This is a genomic window from Micromonospora tarapacensis (assembly GCF_019697375.1).
In the GTDB taxonomy this organism is placed as follows: domain Bacteria; phylum Actinomycetota; class Actinomycetes; order Mycobacteriales; family Micromonosporaceae; genus Micromonospora; species Micromonospora tarapacensis.
The window spans coordinates 2335745-2352761 of sequence record NZ_JAHCDI010000004.1 but is presented as its reverse complement, the minus strand read 5'-3'; the positions used below and the strand labels follow the sequence as shown (position 1 = coordinate 2352761).

Genomic DNA, 17017 nt, shown 5'->3' with positions numbered 1-17017 from the left:
GAGCAGTTCGTGGCCCTGACCACGGCGCCCGACCCGACTCGCCGCGACACCGGATCCGTCCGGCCCGACGCCACCCGGCGCGGGACCGGACGGATCCGGCACGGGGAAGGTCTGGCCGGCTACGTCTTCCTGTCGCCCTGGCTCATCGGTCTGATGGGCGTCACGGCGCTACCCATGCTGTTGTCGCTCTACCTCAGCTTCACCAACTACGACATCCTCACCCCGTTCTCCGAGGTGGAGTGGGTCGGCCTGGCCAACTACGAGCGGATGTTCACCAGCGACCCGTCGTGGTGGCACTCGGTGCGGGTCACCCTCAGCTTCGCCCTGATCGCCGTGCCGCTGAAACTGGCCGCGGCGCTCGGGGTGGCCCTGCTGCTCAACCGGGCCTGGCGCGGTGTCGGGCTGTTCCGCGGCCTGTTCTACCTGCCGTCACTGCTCGGCGGCAGTGTGGCGCTGGCCATCGTCTGGGTGAACATGTTCAACCGCGAGGGGGCGTTCAACTCGTTCCTCGCCGTGTTCGGCATCCAGGGCAGACCCTGGGTCAACGACCCGGACTGGGCGCTGGAGACGCTGATGGTGCTGGCCATCTGGCAGTTCGGCGCACCGATGGTGATCTTCCTGGCCGGGCTCAAGCAGGTGCCCACCGAGCTGTACGAGGCCGCCTCGGTCGACGGGGCCGGCCGGTTCCGGCAGTTCGTCAACGTGACGCTGCCGATGCTCTCCCCGGTGATCTTCTTCAACCTGGTGCTGGAGACCATCAACGGTTTCCAGGGCTTCACCGCCGCGTTCGTGCTCAGCAACGGCACCGGCGGGCCCGTCGACTCGACGCTGATGTACACGCTCAACCTCTACATCGCCGGCTTCACCGACCTGGAGATGGGCTACGCCTCCGCGATGGCCTGGGTGTTCCTGGTCGCCATCGCGGTCATCACGGCCGTCTTCTTCGGCACCGGCCGGTTCTGGGTGCACTACTCCGACGGGGAGGACCGCTGATGGTGGCCAGCACCGTCGCCCGGCCCGTGGCGGCCCGCCCGCAGCGCCCACGCAGCCGCTCCTGGCTGCGACTGGTCGTACTGCTGGCCATCGTCGCGGTCGTGCTCTACCCGCTGATCTGGATGATCGGCACCTCGTTCAAGTCACCGCAGGAGATCGTCAACAACATCGGCCTGCTGCCGGAACGGTTCACCCCGGGCAACTACACCGACGGGTGGCGCAACTTCGACGTCAGCTTCGGCCGGTTCTTCCTCAACAGCGCGATGGTCAGCCTGCTCACCGTGATCGGCAACGCGGTGAGCTGCCTGCTGGCCGCGTACGCCTTCGCCCGGTTGCGGTTCCGGCTGCGCGGCGTCTGGTTCGCCGTCATGATCGGCACCCTGCTGCTGCCCGGTCACGTGCTGATCGTCCCGCAGTACATCCTGTTCCGCAGCCTCGGCCTGGTCGGCGGTGACTGGCCGTACCTGCCGCTGCTGATCCCGCAGTTCCTCGCCACGGAGGCGTTCTTCGTCTTCCTCATGGTGCAGTTCATCCGGGGCATCCCCCGCGAGCTGGACGAGGCGGCGCGGATCGACGGCGCCAACGCGTTCGGCATCTTCCGGCACGTCATCCTGCCGCTGAGCCGGCCCGCCCTGGTCACCACCGCGATCTTCTCGTTCATCTGGACCTGGAACGACTTCTTCCGGCAACTGGTCTTCCTGTCCAGCCTGAGCGACTACACCGTCCCGGTGGCGCTGACCCTGTTCATCGACTCGACCAGCCAGAGCGCGGTCGGGCCGATGTTCGCCATGTCGGTGCTGTCCCTGTTGCCGGTGTTCCTGTTCTTCGTCGCCTTCCAACGGCTGCTCGTCGAGGGGATCAACACCAGTGGAATCAAGGGCTGAGCAGCGTCGCGACTGGCGCGACACCGTCCGCGACGGTGCGGACCTGGCGCTGCTGGGCATCCTGACCGTGCTCGCCGCGGTGCCGCTGCTCACCGCCGGCACCGCGGTCGGCACGGCGAGCGCGGCCGTGCACGACCGGTTCGACACGGGCAGTTGGCCGACGGCTCGGCGGACGCTGTCCCGCTTCGGCCACGGCCTGCTGCCGGGGCTGCCGGCGGCGCTGGTCGGGCTCGCCGCCGCCGGCCTGCTCGCCGCCGACCTGGCCGCGTTGGCCACCGGTCGCGTGCCGGGCGGTGCGGTGGCGCTGAGCCTCACCACCGTCGTGGCGGCGGCACTGCTCGGGTACGCCGCCGCGATCGTGGTCGAGGTGGGCCGTGCCGGCGGCACCGGATGGTGGTCGGCGGCCGTCCGGGCCGCCCGCGCCTGCCTCGACCAGCCCACCCGCTGGGCCGCCCTGGCCGGCACCGCCGTGGTCGCGGCCGTGCTCGGCGTGCTGGTCACCCCGGTCGCGGTGCCGATCCTCGTGGGGTACCTGCTGGCCGCCGTGCACGCCGTCGCCCGCCGCCGGCCGGTCGCCCGGCCGGAGCTGTCGTGACCGCCGCCGACGACCCGCGGCTACTGGTCGGCGGCACGCCGGTCGCGCGGTACGTGCTCGCTCCCGACCTCGACGCGAGGCACGGACCCCGGCCGTACCTGCACCCGGTGCGGACCCTGGCCGGCACCACGGTCACCGACGCGCTCCCCGCCGACCACGTCTGGCACCTCGGGGCCTCCCTGGCGGTGCAGGACGTCAACGGCACCAACCTCTGGGGCGGACGGACCTACGTCCGCGACGTCGGGTACACCTGGCGTGCCGACCACGGCCGGATCAGGCACGCCGGTTGGGAACACCGGGCGGCCCACCGGGTCGACCACCGGCTGCACTGGTGCGACCCGGCCGGTGGGGTCCTGCTCACCGAGCGGCGCAGCCTCACCGCCTCGGCGGTGCCCGGTCACCCCGACGCCTGGCGGCTCGACGTCGACAGCACCCTCACCGCACCCGCCGGCCGGGACGTCACACTCGGCAGCCCGGCCACCAACGGCCGTCCCGGTGGTGCCGGCTACGGCGGGTTCTTCTGGCGGGCGGCGGCGGCGCAGCCGCCCGAGGTGTTCACCGCGGCGCTGGCCGGCGAGGAGGCGGTCAACGGGTGCGACAAGCCGTGGGTCGCGCTACGCGGGCGGGCGCCCGAGGGTGGGGCGTACACCCTGGTCTTCGCCGGCCTGAGTCGCGGCGACCGGTGGTTCGTGCGGACCACCATGTACCCGGGGGTCTGCGTTGCCTTCGCCTTCGCCGAGCCCGCGACCGTCCCGGCCGGCCGCAGCCGGCACGGTCGCTACCAGGTCGTGGTCGCCGACGGCGCGCTCGACCGCGACACCGCCGCCGCCCTGCTGGGCGGAGCCTGACCGCACGCTCGGGGTGACCGTGATGGCGCCGACCGGGGCAGCGCTGATCGGGGCAGCCTCGGACGGGTCGAGAGGTCGGCAGGACGCGCGGACGACCAACTCGGTGGGCAGCCGGATGTGGGTGTCGCGTTCGACGCCGGCGATCAGGTCGACGAGCAGGCGCAGCGCCTCGGCGCCCATCCGTTGTATCGGTTGCATGATCGTCGTCAGCGGCGGGTTGACCAGCGCCGACTCCGGAACGTTGTCGAAGCCGATGACGGACAGGTCGTCGGGCACCGACAGGCCCATGCTCCGGGCGACATCGACGGTGGAGATCGCGGAGAGGTCGTTTCCGGCGAAGACCGCGGTCGGCCGGTCGGGGAGCGCGAGCAACTCGGCGGCCGTGCCGGCGGCGCTCTCGATCCGGAACCCGCCGACGCGTACGAGCCGCTCGTCCACCGGCACGCCGGCGTCGGCCATGGCCTGACGGAAGCCCGCCTCGCGCAGGCGCGACGACTCGAGGTCGGGACGCCCGCTGATGTGCCCGATGCGTCGGTGGCCGAGCGACAGCAGGTAGTTGGTCGCGAGCACGGCACCGGCGAAGTTGTCGGAGTCGACGGTGGGCAGGCCCGAGGGACCGGTGTGCGGGTCGACGGCCACGACGTGGAAGCCCTGCTTGGTCTCCACCACCGTTGGCGTGACGATCACGGCGCCGTCGATGAGCGTGCCGGACAGGCGGGCCAGGGATCGCCGTTCCCAGCCGACGGCGGTGCCGGCGCCGTCGCCGCCGGAGTAGGCCAGCAGCTGGTAGCCGGTGCCGGCGACCTGCGTGGACGCGCCCTTGAGCAGCTCGGTCGAGAACGGCTCGAATTCGGCGACCAGGATGCCCAGTACGTTGGTGCGGTGACTGCGCAGGCTCTGTGCTCCCAGACTGGCCTCGTAGCCGAGCTGACGGATGACCTGTTGGACGCGCTCAACGGTCGCCTGAGCCACGCCGTAACGGCCATTCACAACCTTGGATACGGTTGCCACGGAGACGCCGGCCGTACGGGCCACGTCCGACATCTTGACACGCTGCGGGAACACCACGCCGACGATGATAGAGGGCCTTCCTGGCCGTGTTACAGGCGAGTCGAAAACGTTATCGACACCGATTGACACCGAGTTACGGGGCTGTAAAACTCGCCGTCAGGCCGAGCACCCGACTGATTGGTCGAGGAGACACCGATGGCTATAAAGCGCCGTACCAGCACTTTCCTAGCGCTGTCCATTACCACCGCACTGCTTGCCGCCGGCTGCACCGGCGGCGGCGAATCCGAAGCGCCTCCCGAGAGTGAGCTGTACAAGAACCCGGTAACCCTGACCTGGTGGAACAACGCCTCCCAGGACGGCCCGGGCAAGACCTACTGGGAGAAGGTCGCCAAGGACTTCAATGCGCTGCACCCCACGGTCACGATCGAGATGGAGGGCATCGAGACCAACCAACTCCAGCGGACCCGGCTCCCCGCCGCGCTGCTGAGCAACGACCCGCCGGACATCTTCCAGGCATGGGGTGGTGGTGAGATCCGCGAGCAGGTCGAGGCCGACTACCTCAAGGACATCACCGACCAGGTCAAGGACGAGGTTGCCAACATCGGCAGCGCGGTCGAGATCTGGCAGGTCGACGGCAAGCAGTACGGCCTGCCGTACCGGATGGGCATCGAGGGCATCTGGTACAACAAGGACCTGTTCCAGCAGGCGGGCATCGCCGCGCCGCCGACCACGTTCGACGAGCTCAACGACGCGGTCACCAAGCTCAAGGCGATCAACGTCGTGCCGATCGCCGTCGGCGCCGGTGACAAGTGGCCGGCCGCGCACTGGTGGTACAACTTCGCGCTGCGCGCCTGCTCGGTCGAGACGCTGCGCAAGGCGTCCCTGGAGAACGTCTTCGACGACCAGTGCTTCGTGAAGGCCGGCCAGGACCTGAAGGCCTTCATCGACACCGAGCCGTTCCAGGACAACTTCATCGCCACGCCGGGCCAGAACGACCCGACCAGCGCCAACGGCCTGCTGGCCAACGGCAAGGCCGCGATGGAGCTGATGGGCGACTGGAACAGGGGCAGCCTGGACACCGTAACCACGGACCAGGAGGCGCTGAACAAGTTCATCGGCTGGTTCCCCGTGCCGGCGATCGCCGGTTCCGCGGGTGACCCGAAGGCGGCCCTCGGCGGTGGCGACGGTTTCGCCTGCGCCAAGAACGCCCCGGCCGAGTGCGTCGAGTTCCTCAAGTACCTCGTCAGCCCCGAGGTGCAGCTGGGTTACGCCGAGACCGGCACCGGCCTGCCGGTCGCCAAGGGTGCCGAGGAAGGCGTCAAGGATCCCGCGCTGCGGTCCATCCTGGAGGCCACCACCAGCGCGACCTACGTGCAGCTCTGGCTGGACACGGCCTTCGGCAGCACCGTCGGCACCGCGATGAACGACGCGATCGTCGCCATCTTCGCCGGCAGCGGCACGCCCGAGCAGGTCGTCGAGGCTATGAAGGCGGCCGCGCGCAAGTGACCTCCACCAACCCAACCATGGACCTCGCCGGCGGCGCATCCGCGCCGCCGGCGGGCCCCGGCCCGCCCGGCGTCCGTCCTCCCGGGCCGCCGAGACCCGCCGTAAGTGGTACGAGATCATCGGCCTCACGACGCCAGCCGTGATCGTCTACGTGATGTTCGTGCTGGTGCCGATGGGCTTCGCCTTCTACTACAGCCTCTTCCGCTGGCGCGGCGTCGGACCGCCCACCGACTTTGTCGGCTTCGACAACTACGTCCTGGCCTTCCAGGACCCGATCTTCATCGACGCGCTGCGCAACAACGGGATCATCGTGTTCGGGTCGCTGCTGATCCAGGGCCCGATCGCCCTGGGCGTGGCCCTGCTGCTCAACCGCAACTTCCGCGGGCGCACCGTGTTCCGCCTGCTGGCGTTCGTGCCCTACGTGCTCGCCGAGGTCACCGTCGGCATCATGTGGAAGCTGCTGCTGTCCGACGCCGGCACGGTCAACGCGTTCATGCAGTCGCTGGGCATGGGCGGCCTGGTGCAGGCGTGGCTCGCCGACCTCGACCTCGTGATCTGGACGCTGCTGTTCATCCTCACCTGGAAGTACGTCGGCTTCGCCATCATCCTGTTGCTCGCCGGCCTGTCGAACGTGCCGCAGGAGTTGAACGAGGCCGCCGCGATCGACGGCGCCAGCTGGTGGCAGACCCAGCGCCACGTGACCCTGCCGTTGCTCGGCCCGACGATCCGGATCTGGATGTTCCTGTCCATGATCGGTTCGCTACAGGTCTTCGACGTGATCTGGGTGACCTCGGTGCCGGCGGTGCGGTCGCTCGGTGCCTCGGCCACCATGGCGACGTACATGGTGGACAGCGGGTTCTTCGCCCGGCTCTGGGGTTACGGAAATGCGGTGGCGGTCATCCTGTTCGCCATCTCGTTCGTGGCGGCGGTGCTGTTCCAGCGCTTCCTGCTGCGTCGTGACATCGAGGGCGCCATCACCAGAAAGGCGAACTGATCGTGACCGCGAACGCCGTTCCGTCCCCAACCGCCAAGCGCCGCCCGATGTCGTGGGGCAACCCGCTCACCTACGCGCTGGCACTCGCGGTCGCGGCCGTGTCGATCACCCCGGTGGTCTACGTGATCATCGGCGGGTTCCGCACCACGCCGCAGATCGTCGCGGACCCGGCCGGGCTGCCCGACCCGTGGGTCTGGGACAACTACGCCCGGGTGCTGACGCAGAGCGACTTCTGGCGGCAGGTGTTCAACAGCGCGGTGGTGTCCCTGGGCACGACGCTCGGCGTCGTGGCGCTCGGGGTCTGTGCCGCGTTCGTGCTCGCCCGGTACACCTTCCGCGGGCGCGAGGTGCTCTACACCTTCTTCACGCTCGGCCTGCTGTTTCCCGCCGGTGCGGCGATCCTGCCGCTCTACCTCATGCTGCGCGACCTCAACCTGATCAACTCGTACTACGCGGTGATCCTGCCGCAGGTCGCCTTCTCGCTGCCGCTGACGATCGTGATCCTGCGGCCGTTCCTCACCGCCATCCCCCGCGAGTTGGAGGACGCCGCCGCGATCGACGGCACCGGCCGGCTCGGCTTCCTCTGGCGCATCCTGCTGCCGCTGTCGCGGCCGGCGATGGTCACCGTCGGGATCCTCGCGTTTGTCACGAGTTGGAACGCCTTCCTCCTGCCGCTGCTCGTGCTCGGCGACGCCAGCCTGCACACCCTGCCGCTGGGCGTGCAGAATTTCTCCAGCCAGTACACCTCCGACACGGCGGGAATCCTCGCCTTCACCTCGCTGGCGATGCTGCCGGCGCTTATTTTCTTCACGTTCGCCGAGAAGCAGATCGTCGGTGGCCTCCAAGGTGCGGTCAAGGGCTGAGCGGTAGCGGCATGAGCGAGCGTGAGCGAGCGAATCATCGGTTCAGCGCGTCGGTGCCTCATGACGGCCCGAAGCGCAGCGGAGGGCCGGCATGAGCAACAGAGGGGTAGCAACAGCATGACTGAGGTCAGCGGGGTGGTGGGTGGGCCGTCGTCGGCCCATACCGGCCCAGGTGGCGACCGGCCCGACGGGTCGGACGGCGAGGCACGGGTGCGTGAGCTGCTCGGCCGGATGACGATCGAGGAGAAGATCGCGCAGCTGGTCGGCTTCTGGGAGAAGGAGGAGGGCGAGGCGGTCGCGCCGCTGCAGGGCGAGTTCGGCGACATCGGCCGGCTCGAGGACTTCTCCCGGCACGGGCTCGGCCATCTCACCCGGGCCTACGGCACCCGCCCCGTCGACGCCGCCGCCCGCGCGTCATGGCTGTGGAAGTTCCAGTCGGACCTGGTGACGGGCACCCGGCTCGGCATCCCGGCGATCGTCCACGAGGAGTGTCTCACCGGGCTGTCGGCGTGGAAGGCCGCCACCTTCCCCACCCCGCTGGCCTGGGGCGCCGCCTTCGATCCCGAACTCGTCACCGAGATGGCTGCGGCGATCGGGGCGTCGATGCGGGCTCTGGGCATCCACCAGGGTCTCGCCCCCGTGCTCGACGTGATCCGGGATCCGCGCTGGGGACGGGTCGACGAGTGCATCGCCGAGGACCCCTACCTGGTCGGCACCCTCGGCACCTCGTACGTGCGTGGGCTGCAGTCACAGGGTGTGCACGCCGCCCTCAAGCACTTCGCCGGATACTCCGCCTCGCGCGCCGGGCGCAACTTCGCCCCGGTGCACGCCGGCCCGCGCGAACTCGCCGACGTGCTGCTCGTCCCGTTCGAGATGGCGCTCCTCGACGGAAACGCGCGCTCCGTGATGCACTCCTACGCCGAGATCGACGGCGTACCCGTCGCCGCCGACCCGACCATGCTGACCGGAGTGCTGCGGGACCGCTGGGGCTTCGACGGCACGGTGGTGGCCGACTACTTCGGCGTGGCGTTCCTCCACCTGCTGCATCACGTCGCGGCCGACCACGCGGAGGCGGCCGTGCAGGCGCTGACCGCCGGCGTCGACATCGAGCTTCCGACGGGTGACGCCTACCTGACCCTGCGGGAGACGGTGCGGGCGGGCCGGCTCGACGAGGCGCTCGTCGACCGGGCGGTGCTGCGGGTGCTGCGCCAGAAGGCGGAACTCGGGCTGCTCGACGCCACCTTCGCCGACGAGCCGACCCAGGCGGTCGACCTCGACTCGCCCGAGCACCGGGCGATCGCCCGCCGCCTCGCCGAGAAGTCGATCGTCCTGCTCGCCAACCAGGACGCGCTGCCGCTGCCGGCCGGTCGGCGGGTCGCGGTCATCGGCCCGAACGCCGACCGGCAGGGTGCGCTCTTCGGGTGTTACTCCTTCCTCAACCACGTGCTCGTCCAGCACCCCGACGTGGAGACCGGCATCGAGGTGCCGACGATGCTCGACGCGATGCGGGTCGAGTTCGGCACCGACCTCGTCACCTGGGCGCGGGGCTGTGACGTGGACGACGACGACCGGTCCGGCTTCGCCGAGGCGGTGGCCGCGGCGACCGCCTCGGACGTCGCGGTCCTCGTCGTCGGCGACCACGCCGGGCTCTTCGGGCGCGGCACGGTGGGCGAGGGCTGCGACCGGGACGACCTGGAGTTGCCCGGAGTCCAGCGTGAACTGGTCGAGGCGGTGCTGGCGACGGGACGCCCGGTCGTCCTGGTGCTGCTCACCGGCCGGCCGTACGCGGTCGACTGGGCACTGGCGCGGTGCGCCGCGGTGGTGCAGGCGTTCTTCCCCGGTGAGGAGGGCGCCGGTGCGATCGCCGGGGTGCTCTCCGGCCGGGTCAACCCGTCGGGCCGGCTGCCGGTCAGCCTGCCCCGTTCGGCGGGGGCGCAGCCGTACTCGTACCTGCATCCCGCGCTGGGCGACGGTAACGAGGTGACCAACCTGCTGGCGACCCCCGCGGCGCCGTTCGGCCACGGCCTGTCCTACACCACCTTCGAGTACGCCGATCTGACGGTGCCCGGCACGGTGCCGACCGACGGCGCAGTGCCCGTGGCGGTGCGCGTCACGAACACCGGCGCGGTCGCCGGCGACGAGGTGGTCCAACTCTACGGCCGCGACCTGGTGGCGTCGGTCACCCGGCCGGTGGCGCAGCTGCTCGGATACCGGCGGGTCCACCTGGAACCGGGCCAGTCGGTCACGGTGGAGCTGACGGTGCCCACGACCCGTCTGGCCTTCTCCGACCGCACGCTCACCCGGGTCGTGGAGCCCGGTGACGTCGAGCTCTGGGTCGGTACGAGCGCCCGGCGGGACGCGCAGGCGCTGACCACGTTGACCGGTGACACCGTGGCCGTCACCAACGCCTCGGCGCGCTGGACCACGACCGAGCTCAGCTGACCGTCGCCTTCCTGCCCTGCCGGACGGCCGTCCGGCAGGGCAGGTTCGCGATCGGCGGATGACGGGGGAACGGTCACGCCGTTCGCGATTCGGCGCGCAGGGCGGCGGTGGCGCGAATCGCCTTGACGATCGCCGGGATCGAGCCGATCAGCAGCACCAGCGCCCAGATGATCGCGATGACCGCGAAGACGATCGCGCCGAGGTCGTCGAGGATGCTCACCAGGATCACCGGCAGCAGGTGGTGCAGGAACTCCAGCACCACCGTGCAGAGCAGGCTGGTCAGGATCAGCAGCACCAGACCCTTGTTCTGCAGGAACTTCGGCTGGGCCAGGATCAGCAGCCCGGCCCAGGCCAGCTTGAGCAGCAGCACCAGGCCGAGCAGCACGGCGGCGTCGCCGACCGGAAAGAATCCCCACAGCGCCAGGTAGGCCAGCGTGCCGAACGGCGGCGCCGAGAACAGCGAGACCATGATCATCAGCTCGACGAAGGCGACGATCAGGGCCACGACGGCCACGATGATCAGGATGATGGAGAAGATCAGCGTGGCGACGCCCTGCACCCGGCCGTGGATCCGCTCGGGCAGCACCAGACCCAGGCAGAACAGCCCCGTCGTCCAGAGCGCCACCGCGTCGATCAGCGCCAGGTGGCCGGTGCCCCGACCGGACGGTTCGCTGACCCCGCTCACCTCGCCGACCTCGACGCCGAGGTCGTCGGCGCTGCCGACCAGCGCCGCGCCGGCATCGCCGCCGCCCAGCAGCAGCCCGGCACCGACCTCGACACCGACCGCCAGCACCAGGGCGAGCATCGCCAGCAGCAGGAACGGCCTGCGCAACGCACCCATCCCGGCCCCCCGCCTCAGTCCCGGGTGACCGTGACGAGGCAGCCGCCGGGGCAGCTCACCAGCACCGTGGTGGCCCGGTCGACGGCGACCCGGGCCACCGCGCCGGTGCCGTCGCCGGCCGGCGTGACCTCGTCGGTGACGGTCACGTCGGCGTCGCCGGGGGCCACGGCCCGCACGGTGAACGCGTCCGGACTGCGCAGGACCAGGGTGCGCAGCCCACCCGGGTCGGCCACCCGCAGCGCACAGCGGTCGGTGACCGCCAGTCGACCGGGCGCCTCGGCGCAGTCCGCGTCGACCGCCGCCGGGTCGACCGCGCTGCGCCCGCCGCCGACCCCGCCCAGCAGGTCGACCAACGGGTGCCGGGCCGCCGGGTCGCCCCGGTCGCCCCGTCCCGCGCCGAGCGCCACCGCGAACAACACCACCAGCAGCACGCCGAGGGTGGCGAGCAGGGCCTTCTGCTGACCGCTCACCGCTTGTCCTCCGGCGGGACCTCGCTGAACCGGATCATGTCGATGCCGGCGAAGTAGCGGTTGGTGCTCTGCGTCTTGCCGATCGCGACCAGCGTGATCCGGTGCGGGCCGGAGCCGAGCCGCACCCGGCCCACGTCGACCCAGTCGGTGATCTGCACCTTGGGGGTGAAGCCGATGAACGGGTCACCGACCTGCCGTCCGTCGATCAGGAACACCGTGTTGGCATAGTCGAACGAGGTGGTCCGCACGGTGGACAGCTGCCAGGTCGCCTCGGCGGGCAGCTCCACCGTCACGGTGAGCCGGTCGTTGACCGCGCGGCCGAGGAAGAACAGCTGTGCGTCCTGCGACCACGTCACCTCGCAGCAGTTCGGCTGGACGGCCACGGTCGCACCGGAACTCGACGGTGACTCGACCTGCGCCCCGGCCACCAGGCTCTCCGCCTCGATGGTCACCACCCGTAGCTCCGGCGGTGGTTCGTCGTCGCGGGCCACCAGGAACACCACCACCGCCGAGACCACCAGCACGAGGGCCGCCGCCGCGGCGATCCACGGCCAGGGCGTACGTTTCGGCGGCGCCACGGCCCGCACCTCGTAGGTGACCCGCCCGCTGGCCCGGGAACTCTCCTCCGGCGCGGTGTTCGCCGAGTACGCGAACCCGGTCATGTCGTAGCGCCGCGACGGCGTGCCCGGCGGCACGGCCAGGCGGACCAGGAACGACACGGAGCCCTGCCCGGGGACCACCCGCTGCGGCTCGGTGACGGTGAACCAGGACCGCTGCGTGCCCTCGCCGGGCGCCACGTCGAACACCACCGTGTCCGGCGCGACCCCCGGGTTGGAGACGGTGAAGGTCAGCTCACCGGCGTTGCGGGTGTCCAGGGTGAACTGTTCGGCGGCGGCGACGACGGTCCATTCGGTGGTCATGACGGCTCCTCGGGAGCGGGAACGGGAGAGGTGGGGACGACGGATGGCGACGGAACGCTGGCCCGCCCGACCGCACGGTCCGGCGAGGATTCCCCGACCGTGATCTCGGCGGTGACCGCGGCGGGTTTCTCCGCCTCGACGATGCGGCTGACCAGGCTCACCTGGTCGGCGGCGGCCGGCGGAACCCGGACGACCACGTGGAAGGGTCGTTCGGCCGGTTCGTCGAGGACGAAACCGGTGACCCCGGTGGCCAGCTCCAGGGCGGTGCGCAGCCCGTGCGGGGTGCCCCGCCAGGCGGCCAACTGCGCACCGTGGGCCACCAGATCGCGCAGCCGGCTCAGCGGCAGCGGCAGCGGCGCGTCCCGCCGGGGCCTGGCGACGACGTGGTCCATCGCCACCCACCGGGCCAGGTAGGCCACCATCGGGCCCGGCGCCTGGTACGGCGCGAACAGCGCGTCGACGTCGGCCAGCACCGTCTCGTCCGGGGCGTGCAACGCCTCCATCACGTCCAGCAGCGCCCACAGCACGCTGCCCGGCACGCAGGCCCGCTGGTAGGCCGCGGGCAGCAGCCGCTCAATGCCCGCTCGACGCATCCTGCCGCACCACCTCGATGTCGTGCTCGCCGGAGCAGAGCAGCCATGTGTCCGGGACGGTCACCACGTCGGCGGTGGCCTGGTTGGCGCTGGCAGACCAGTCCACCGCGTCGGCGCTGCGGTGCACCCCGCGCTCGCCGCCGGCCAGCACCAGCCGCTCGGCGCCGCTGGTCGCGGCGACCGCGTCCACCGGCACGAACCGGGACCGGTCGCGCAGCGGCAGTCCGCAGTTGACCATCACCGACGTCCACTGCGGCTGCGCGGCGAGGGTGTCCAGGCGCAGCACCCCACCGCTCTGCGTCGCGGCCAGCGCGAGAGTGCCACTGAAGGCGAGGTCCCGGCAGGTGCCGCCGACCCAACCCGCCTGCACCGCCTGCCACTTCACGTCGGACTCGAACAGCCGGGCGCGGAAGCAGCCCTGCCCGGGTTTCTTCGGGTCCGGCTCCCCGGCGCCGCTCCACAGCAGGGTGGCGGGGCCGTCGTACTGCACGGTGAGCACCCGGTTGTCGACGTTGGCCAGGCCGACGTGGCTGAAGCTGCCGGGCCGACCGGCGTTGCCGGACAGGTACACTCCGAAACCGGCCTGGGCCGCCACCGCGACCCCCGGGGCGCCCCGTTCGGAGACGAACGCCCGCACCGCGTAGAAGCCCCGATCGGCGTCGGCCGGCTCGACCAGGATCTGCAGCGGCACCGCACCGGGCAGCAGGGACACCTCGTACAGCCCGGTGTCGGTGGCGACCAGCAGCGATCCCGCGCCGTCCCGGTCGATCCACGCCAGGTCGCTGATCCGTGACTCCAGGTCGGCCAGCAGCGACCAGGTCTCGCCCAGGTCGGTGCTCAGGTGCACCCGGGAACCGCCACCGGCGCGGACGGTGGCCACCGCCACCGAACCGGGCCGGGCCACGATGCCCGGGCGGACCGGGGCGGGCGCGGGTGCCACCCGCTGCACGGTCTCCCCGTCGAACCGTCCCGCCGGCTCCCAACCGGCTCCCGCGTTTGTCGACCGGAACAGCACCGCACCGCTGCCGGCGTACCAGGTGCGTGGCTGGTACTCGTCGGCGGCGAGGGTCCGCACCTGGTCTTCCGGTGCCTCGTCCACCACGAACCGCACCGACTCGACGTAGCGCACCCCGGGCTCGGCGTGCTCCAGCAGCCGGTACACGTTGGACGCCCGCAACGGCTCGCCGAACGCCCAACCGGTCGGGTTGAGCGTGCCCGGCAGCGGGCTGAGCGTCTGGTGCAGCCGGTCGTGGATGCGCCGGCGCACCGCCTCGACGTCCTCCTCCCGGCGGACCACCACCCGGGCCCGGATGGACACCGCCTTGTACCGCGCCCAGCTCGCCCGGCAGGTGGTGCCCAGCGAGCGGCGACGCTCCAGGTCCGCCTCGACCCGCAGCCGCGCCTGGTCCACCTCGTGCTCGCGCAGCACCCGCACCGGGAGCCGGCCGCCGGGCCGGGCGTCGGCCGGCACGTACGGCACCAGCACCACCTCCACCTCGCCCGGCCGGGCGAAGCTGTAGACGGCGGCCCGGGTGAAGGCACGGGCCCGGCTCACCCCACCGGAGGCGGTGGCCAGCACCTCGAAGTCACGGGCGGTCACCGCGCGTTGCTGGGCGAAGAACGCGTACGGCCCGCGCAGCAGCACCGACTCCATGGCCTCCATCTCCCGCCCGCCGGCCGCCGGCAGCGGATTGGCCACCCTCACCCCCGGCAGCGGGTCGCGCAGGCTCGTCAGCGTGCCGGCGGCCACGTTGCCGGCCGGCCCGCCACCCGCGCGGTACCAGAGGCGGACCTGACGCCCGGCCGGCGGCACCGCCGCGACCGCGCCGTCGCCGACGCTCAACGAACCGTCGGGTGCCCGCAGGTCCAGCGCCGGGGCGAAGGTCACCGTCCCGGAGCAGCGGTCCACCAGGTACGCCTTGTCCTGCGGGCCGAGGCCGGCGAAGCTGTCCACCGCGCGCCAGATCTCGAAGGTGCGTCCGTCGTGTTCCCGGGCCGCCGCCCCCAGTTCCACCGACCCGGCGGGCACCTCGACACCGAGCAGCAGGTCCAGTGGCTCGGCGGTACGCGCCAGTGGCGCCCGTTCGGCGCGCAGCACCTGGCCCGGTGCGCCGGTGCCCACGCCGAGCAGTTCCGCCTCGACCGGCTCACAGTGGTGCATCCGGACGGTCGCCTCGCGCTGCCCGGCGGTCAGCAGCGCCGGTTCGCAGGTGATGAAGACCACCGGTCGCGGGTCGGCACCGCGGGCCGCGGCCACCCGGGTGCCGGCCGGGATCCGCAGCGGGGCGTCGTCGGCGCCGGTGCGGGTGAACCGGACGTCCGCCCAGGCCGCCGTCGGCGCGTGCCGGGTCACCCCGAGCAGGTTGAGGAAGGAGACGTACGCCCTTTCCGGCAACTGGTTCAGCCGGTAGATCATCACCTCGGTGAGGTGGGCGAACGCCTCCAGCAGTGCGATGCCCGGATCGTGCGCGGACAGGTCGGTCCAGCCCGGGCAGGACTGCCGGATCCGTTCCCGGGCCTCGGTCACCAGGTCGAGGAAGGTCCGGTCGTCCAGGTGCGGCACGGGCAGCGTCATCGCGGCTCCTCTACGTCGGCGCCGGGATCGGGCGTCGGCCCGGCGGGCGGGTCGTCGTCGGCGGGCAGCAGGTCGACCGAGAAGACGAGCTGACCGGGGGTGAGGCTGGCCCGGATCCGGTAGTCCAGCCGGATCACCAGGCGCCACGGGTCGTCCCGGTCGGGCCCGGCGTCGACGTCGAGTACGTCGATGCGGGGCTCCCATCGGGCGATGGCCGCGCGCACGTAGTGGATGGCGAGCCCGGCGGTGGTGTCGTCGTTCGGCGCGAAGACCAGCCGGTGCAGGTGTGATCCGTACCCGGGGCGCATCAGCCGCTCGCCCGGGGTGGTGGACAGCAGCAGGAACAGCGCCTGGCGTACCGTCTCGTCACCGTCGGTCATGGCCAGCCCGCCGGCTGCGGTCAATCCGGGCCCGCGGCCCTGACCCGGGTCGAAGCCGGCGCCGACGAACCGGAGGGCCCTCACCGGTCGGCCCCCACGAACCGCTGCCGGGGGTCGCGCACCCGGTAGGTGAACTGGCCGGGCGGGCTGCCGTTGGTGAACCCGGAAAGGTGCGATAGCACGATCCGGTGACCGTTGACGCGTACCCAGTCGCTGTAGCCGGCCCGTACCGGCTCGGTCCGGGTGCACGGCTTGACCGTGGCGCCGTAGTTCGGGCAGGCGACGATCTCGCGGCCCTTCGGGTCGTCGGCCACCAGCACCGGCACGCCGGCCACGGTCACCCACTGCTGGGCGGCCCGGTTGCGGACCCGGCCGTCGTGACTGCACCTGATCAACGAGTCGCGGTGGATCCAGCGCATCAGCCGCCTCCTTCGTGATGGGCACGGGCGAGGGTGCGGGCCCGCTCGGCGGCGGTCTGCGGATCCTCGACCGTCTCGGCGTGCAGGAAGTCGACGCTCCGGGCGCGGACGACCATCGCCCGCCCCGGTGCGGAGAGCACCAGGTCGCTGGCGGCGTGCAGGGTGGCCAGTTGCGGGGTCAGCTCCAGCCAGCTGCCGGCGTCGGTGCTCAACCGCAGGCTGCGTGCCACGTCGTCGATCACCACCTGCTGACCCCCGGCCGTCCGCAGCGACCAGCGCCGGGCCCGTCCGTCGTCCACCCCGGTGTCGTACGGCTCGACGGTGCCGAACAGCGAGCCGAGCACCACTCCCGAGGCCGGTTCACCACCGGGCAGCGCCACCAGCACGCTGTCCTGCGGATCGGGCAGCGCCACCAGTCCCTTGCCCCGGCCCGCTCCCGGGCAGAGGACCGCGAGCCACCCGGCGTCCGCCCCGCCGTACGCCGGCAGTTCCACCCGCACCCGGCCCAACCCGTCGGGGTCCGTCACGTCGGTCACCGTGCCGAGGGTGACCACCGCCGGGGCGGGCGGCCCGGCCGGTGGCGCCGGTGGCGGTGCGGTGGAGAAGCGGCTCAGGTGACCGCTCGCGTCGACGGTGTGCACCACCTCGGTCAGCACGTACGTGCCCGCCACCGCCTCGGCGAC

16 protein-coding genes and 1 pseudogene are annotated in these 17017 nt (G+C 71.7%); 8 read left to right on the top strand and 9 right to left on the bottom strand.

Annotated features, from left to right (window positions below):
- Positions 1-9 precede the first annotated feature (9 nt).
- Genes KIF24_RS16610 through KIF24_RS16595 form a run of 4 tightly spaced genes read left to right on the top strand, consistent with a single transcriptional unit; the run spans position 10 to position 3320 of the window.
- Positions 10-993, top strand: a complete 984-nt coding sequence (locus KIF24_RS16610; RefSeq protein ID WP_221084816.1) for a carbohydrate ABC transporter permease — start codon at positions 10-12, stop codon at positions 991-993.
- Entirely contained in the window at positions 993-1877 is an 885-nt protein-coding gene (locus KIF24_RS16605) for a carbohydrate ABC transporter permease (RefSeq protein WP_221084815.1), read from the top strand. The genes KIF24_RS16610 and KIF24_RS16605 overlap by 1 nt, the downstream gene beginning before the upstream one ends.
- Positions 1861-2472: a hypothetical protein gene (locus KIF24_RS16600; RefSeq protein ID WP_221084814.1), complete on the top strand. Its 612-nt coding sequence runs from the start codon at positions 1861-1863 to the stop codon at positions 2470-2472. The genes KIF24_RS16605 and KIF24_RS16600 overlap by 17 nt, the downstream gene beginning before the upstream one ends.
- Positions 2469-3320 (top strand): DUF6807 domain-containing protein, encoded by an 852-nt coding sequence (locus KIF24_RS16595; protein WP_221084813.1) that lies wholly within the window; start codon positions 2469-2471, stop codon positions 3318-3320. The genes KIF24_RS16600 and KIF24_RS16595 overlap by 4 nt, the downstream gene beginning before the upstream one ends.
- Before the next feature lie 90 nt (positions 3321-3410).
- On the opposite strand, the pseudogene KIF24_RS16590 reads toward KIF24_RS16595, so the two are convergent.
- A pseudogene (locus KIF24_RS16590) lies at positions 3411-4364 on the bottom strand (LacI family DNA-binding transcriptional regulator); the annotation flags it as partial.
- 162 nt (positions 4365-4526) lie between these two features.
- Between KIF24_RS16590 and KIF24_RS16585 the strand changes: the two are divergent.
- The 4 genes from KIF24_RS16585 to KIF24_RS16570 all read left to right on the top strand — a co-directional run bounded on the left by KIF24_RS16585 (position 4527) and on the right by KIF24_RS16570 (position 10136).
- On the top strand, positions 4527-5837 hold the full coding sequence (locus KIF24_RS16585) for an ABC transporter substrate-binding protein (RefSeq protein ID WP_221084812.1): 1311 nt from the start codon (positions 4527-4529) through the stop codon (positions 5835-5837).
- Positions 5838-5976: 139 nt separating this feature from the next.
- Positions 5977-6831: a carbohydrate ABC transporter permease gene (locus KIF24_RS16580; RefSeq protein WP_331461161.1), complete on the top strand. Its 855-nt coding sequence runs from the start codon at positions 5977-5979 to the stop codon at positions 6829-6831.
- A complete protein-coding gene (locus KIF24_RS16575) occupies positions 6831-7694 on the top strand; it encodes a carbohydrate ABC transporter permease (protein ID WP_407939999.1) in 864 nt (287 codons plus the stop codon). Before KIF24_RS16580 ends, KIF24_RS16575 begins: the two co-directional genes overlap by 1 nt.
- Positions 7695-7811: 117 nt before the next feature.
- The gene (locus KIF24_RS16570) at positions 7812-10136 is read left to right on the top strand and encodes a beta-xylosidase/alpha-l-arabinosidase (protein WP_221084811.1); all 2325 of its coding nucleotides are present in this window, start codon (positions 7812-7814) and stop codon (positions 10134-10136) included.
- A gap of 73 nt (positions 10137-10209) precedes the next feature.
- On the opposite strand, the gene KIF24_RS16565 is transcribed toward KIF24_RS16570, so the two are convergent.
- Genes KIF24_RS16565 through KIF24_RS32975 form a run of 8 tightly spaced genes read right to left on the bottom strand, consistent with a single transcriptional unit; the run spans position 10210 to position 17005 of the window.
- Positions 10210-10977, bottom strand: coding sequence for a hypothetical protein (locus tag KIF24_RS16565; protein ID WP_221084810.1), 768 nt, complete (start codon positions 10975-10977; stop codon positions 10210-10212).
- A 14-nt stretch (positions 10978-10991) separates the two neighbouring features.
- A complete protein-coding gene (locus KIF24_RS16560) occupies positions 10992-11447 on the bottom strand; it encodes a hypothetical protein (RefSeq protein WP_221084809.1) in 456 nt (151 codons plus the stop codon).
- Entirely contained in the window at positions 11444-12367 is a 924-nt protein-coding gene (locus tag KIF24_RS16555) for a carbohydrate-binding protein (RefSeq protein WP_221084808.1), read from the bottom strand. The genes KIF24_RS16560 and KIF24_RS16555 overlap by 4 nt, the downstream gene beginning before the upstream one ends.
- Positions 12364-12960 carry a phage tail protein gene (locus KIF24_RS16550; RefSeq protein WP_221084807.1) on the bottom strand — a complete coding sequence of 199 codons (597 nt, stop codon included), beginning with the start codon at positions 12958-12960 and terminating at the stop codon, positions 12364-12366. The genes KIF24_RS16555 and KIF24_RS16550 overlap by 4 nt, the downstream gene beginning before the upstream one ends.
- Positions 12941-15535 (bottom strand): putative baseplate assembly protein, encoded by a 2595-nt coding sequence (locus KIF24_RS16545; protein WP_221084806.1) that lies wholly within the window; start codon positions 15533-15535, stop codon positions 12941-12943. The genes KIF24_RS16550 and KIF24_RS16545 overlap by 20 nt, the downstream gene beginning before the upstream one ends.
- Entirely contained in the window at positions 15532-15999 is a 468-nt protein-coding gene (locus KIF24_RS16540; protein WP_221084805.1) for a GPW/gp25 family protein, read from the bottom strand. Before KIF24_RS16540 ends, KIF24_RS16545 begins: the two co-directional genes overlap by 4 nt.
- Positions 15996-16334 (bottom strand): hypothetical protein, encoded by a 339-nt coding sequence (locus KIF24_RS16535; protein ID WP_221084804.1) that lies wholly within the window; start codon positions 16332-16334, stop codon positions 15996-15998. Before KIF24_RS16535 ends, KIF24_RS16540 begins: the two co-directional genes overlap by 4 nt.
- On the bottom strand, positions 16334-17005 hold the full coding sequence (locus tag KIF24_RS32975) for a phage baseplate assembly protein V (protein WP_331461160.1): 672 nt from the start codon (positions 17003-17005) through the stop codon (positions 16334-16336). The genes KIF24_RS16535 and KIF24_RS32975 overlap by 1 nt, the downstream gene beginning before the upstream one ends.
- Positions 17006-17017: the final 12 nt, after the last annotated feature.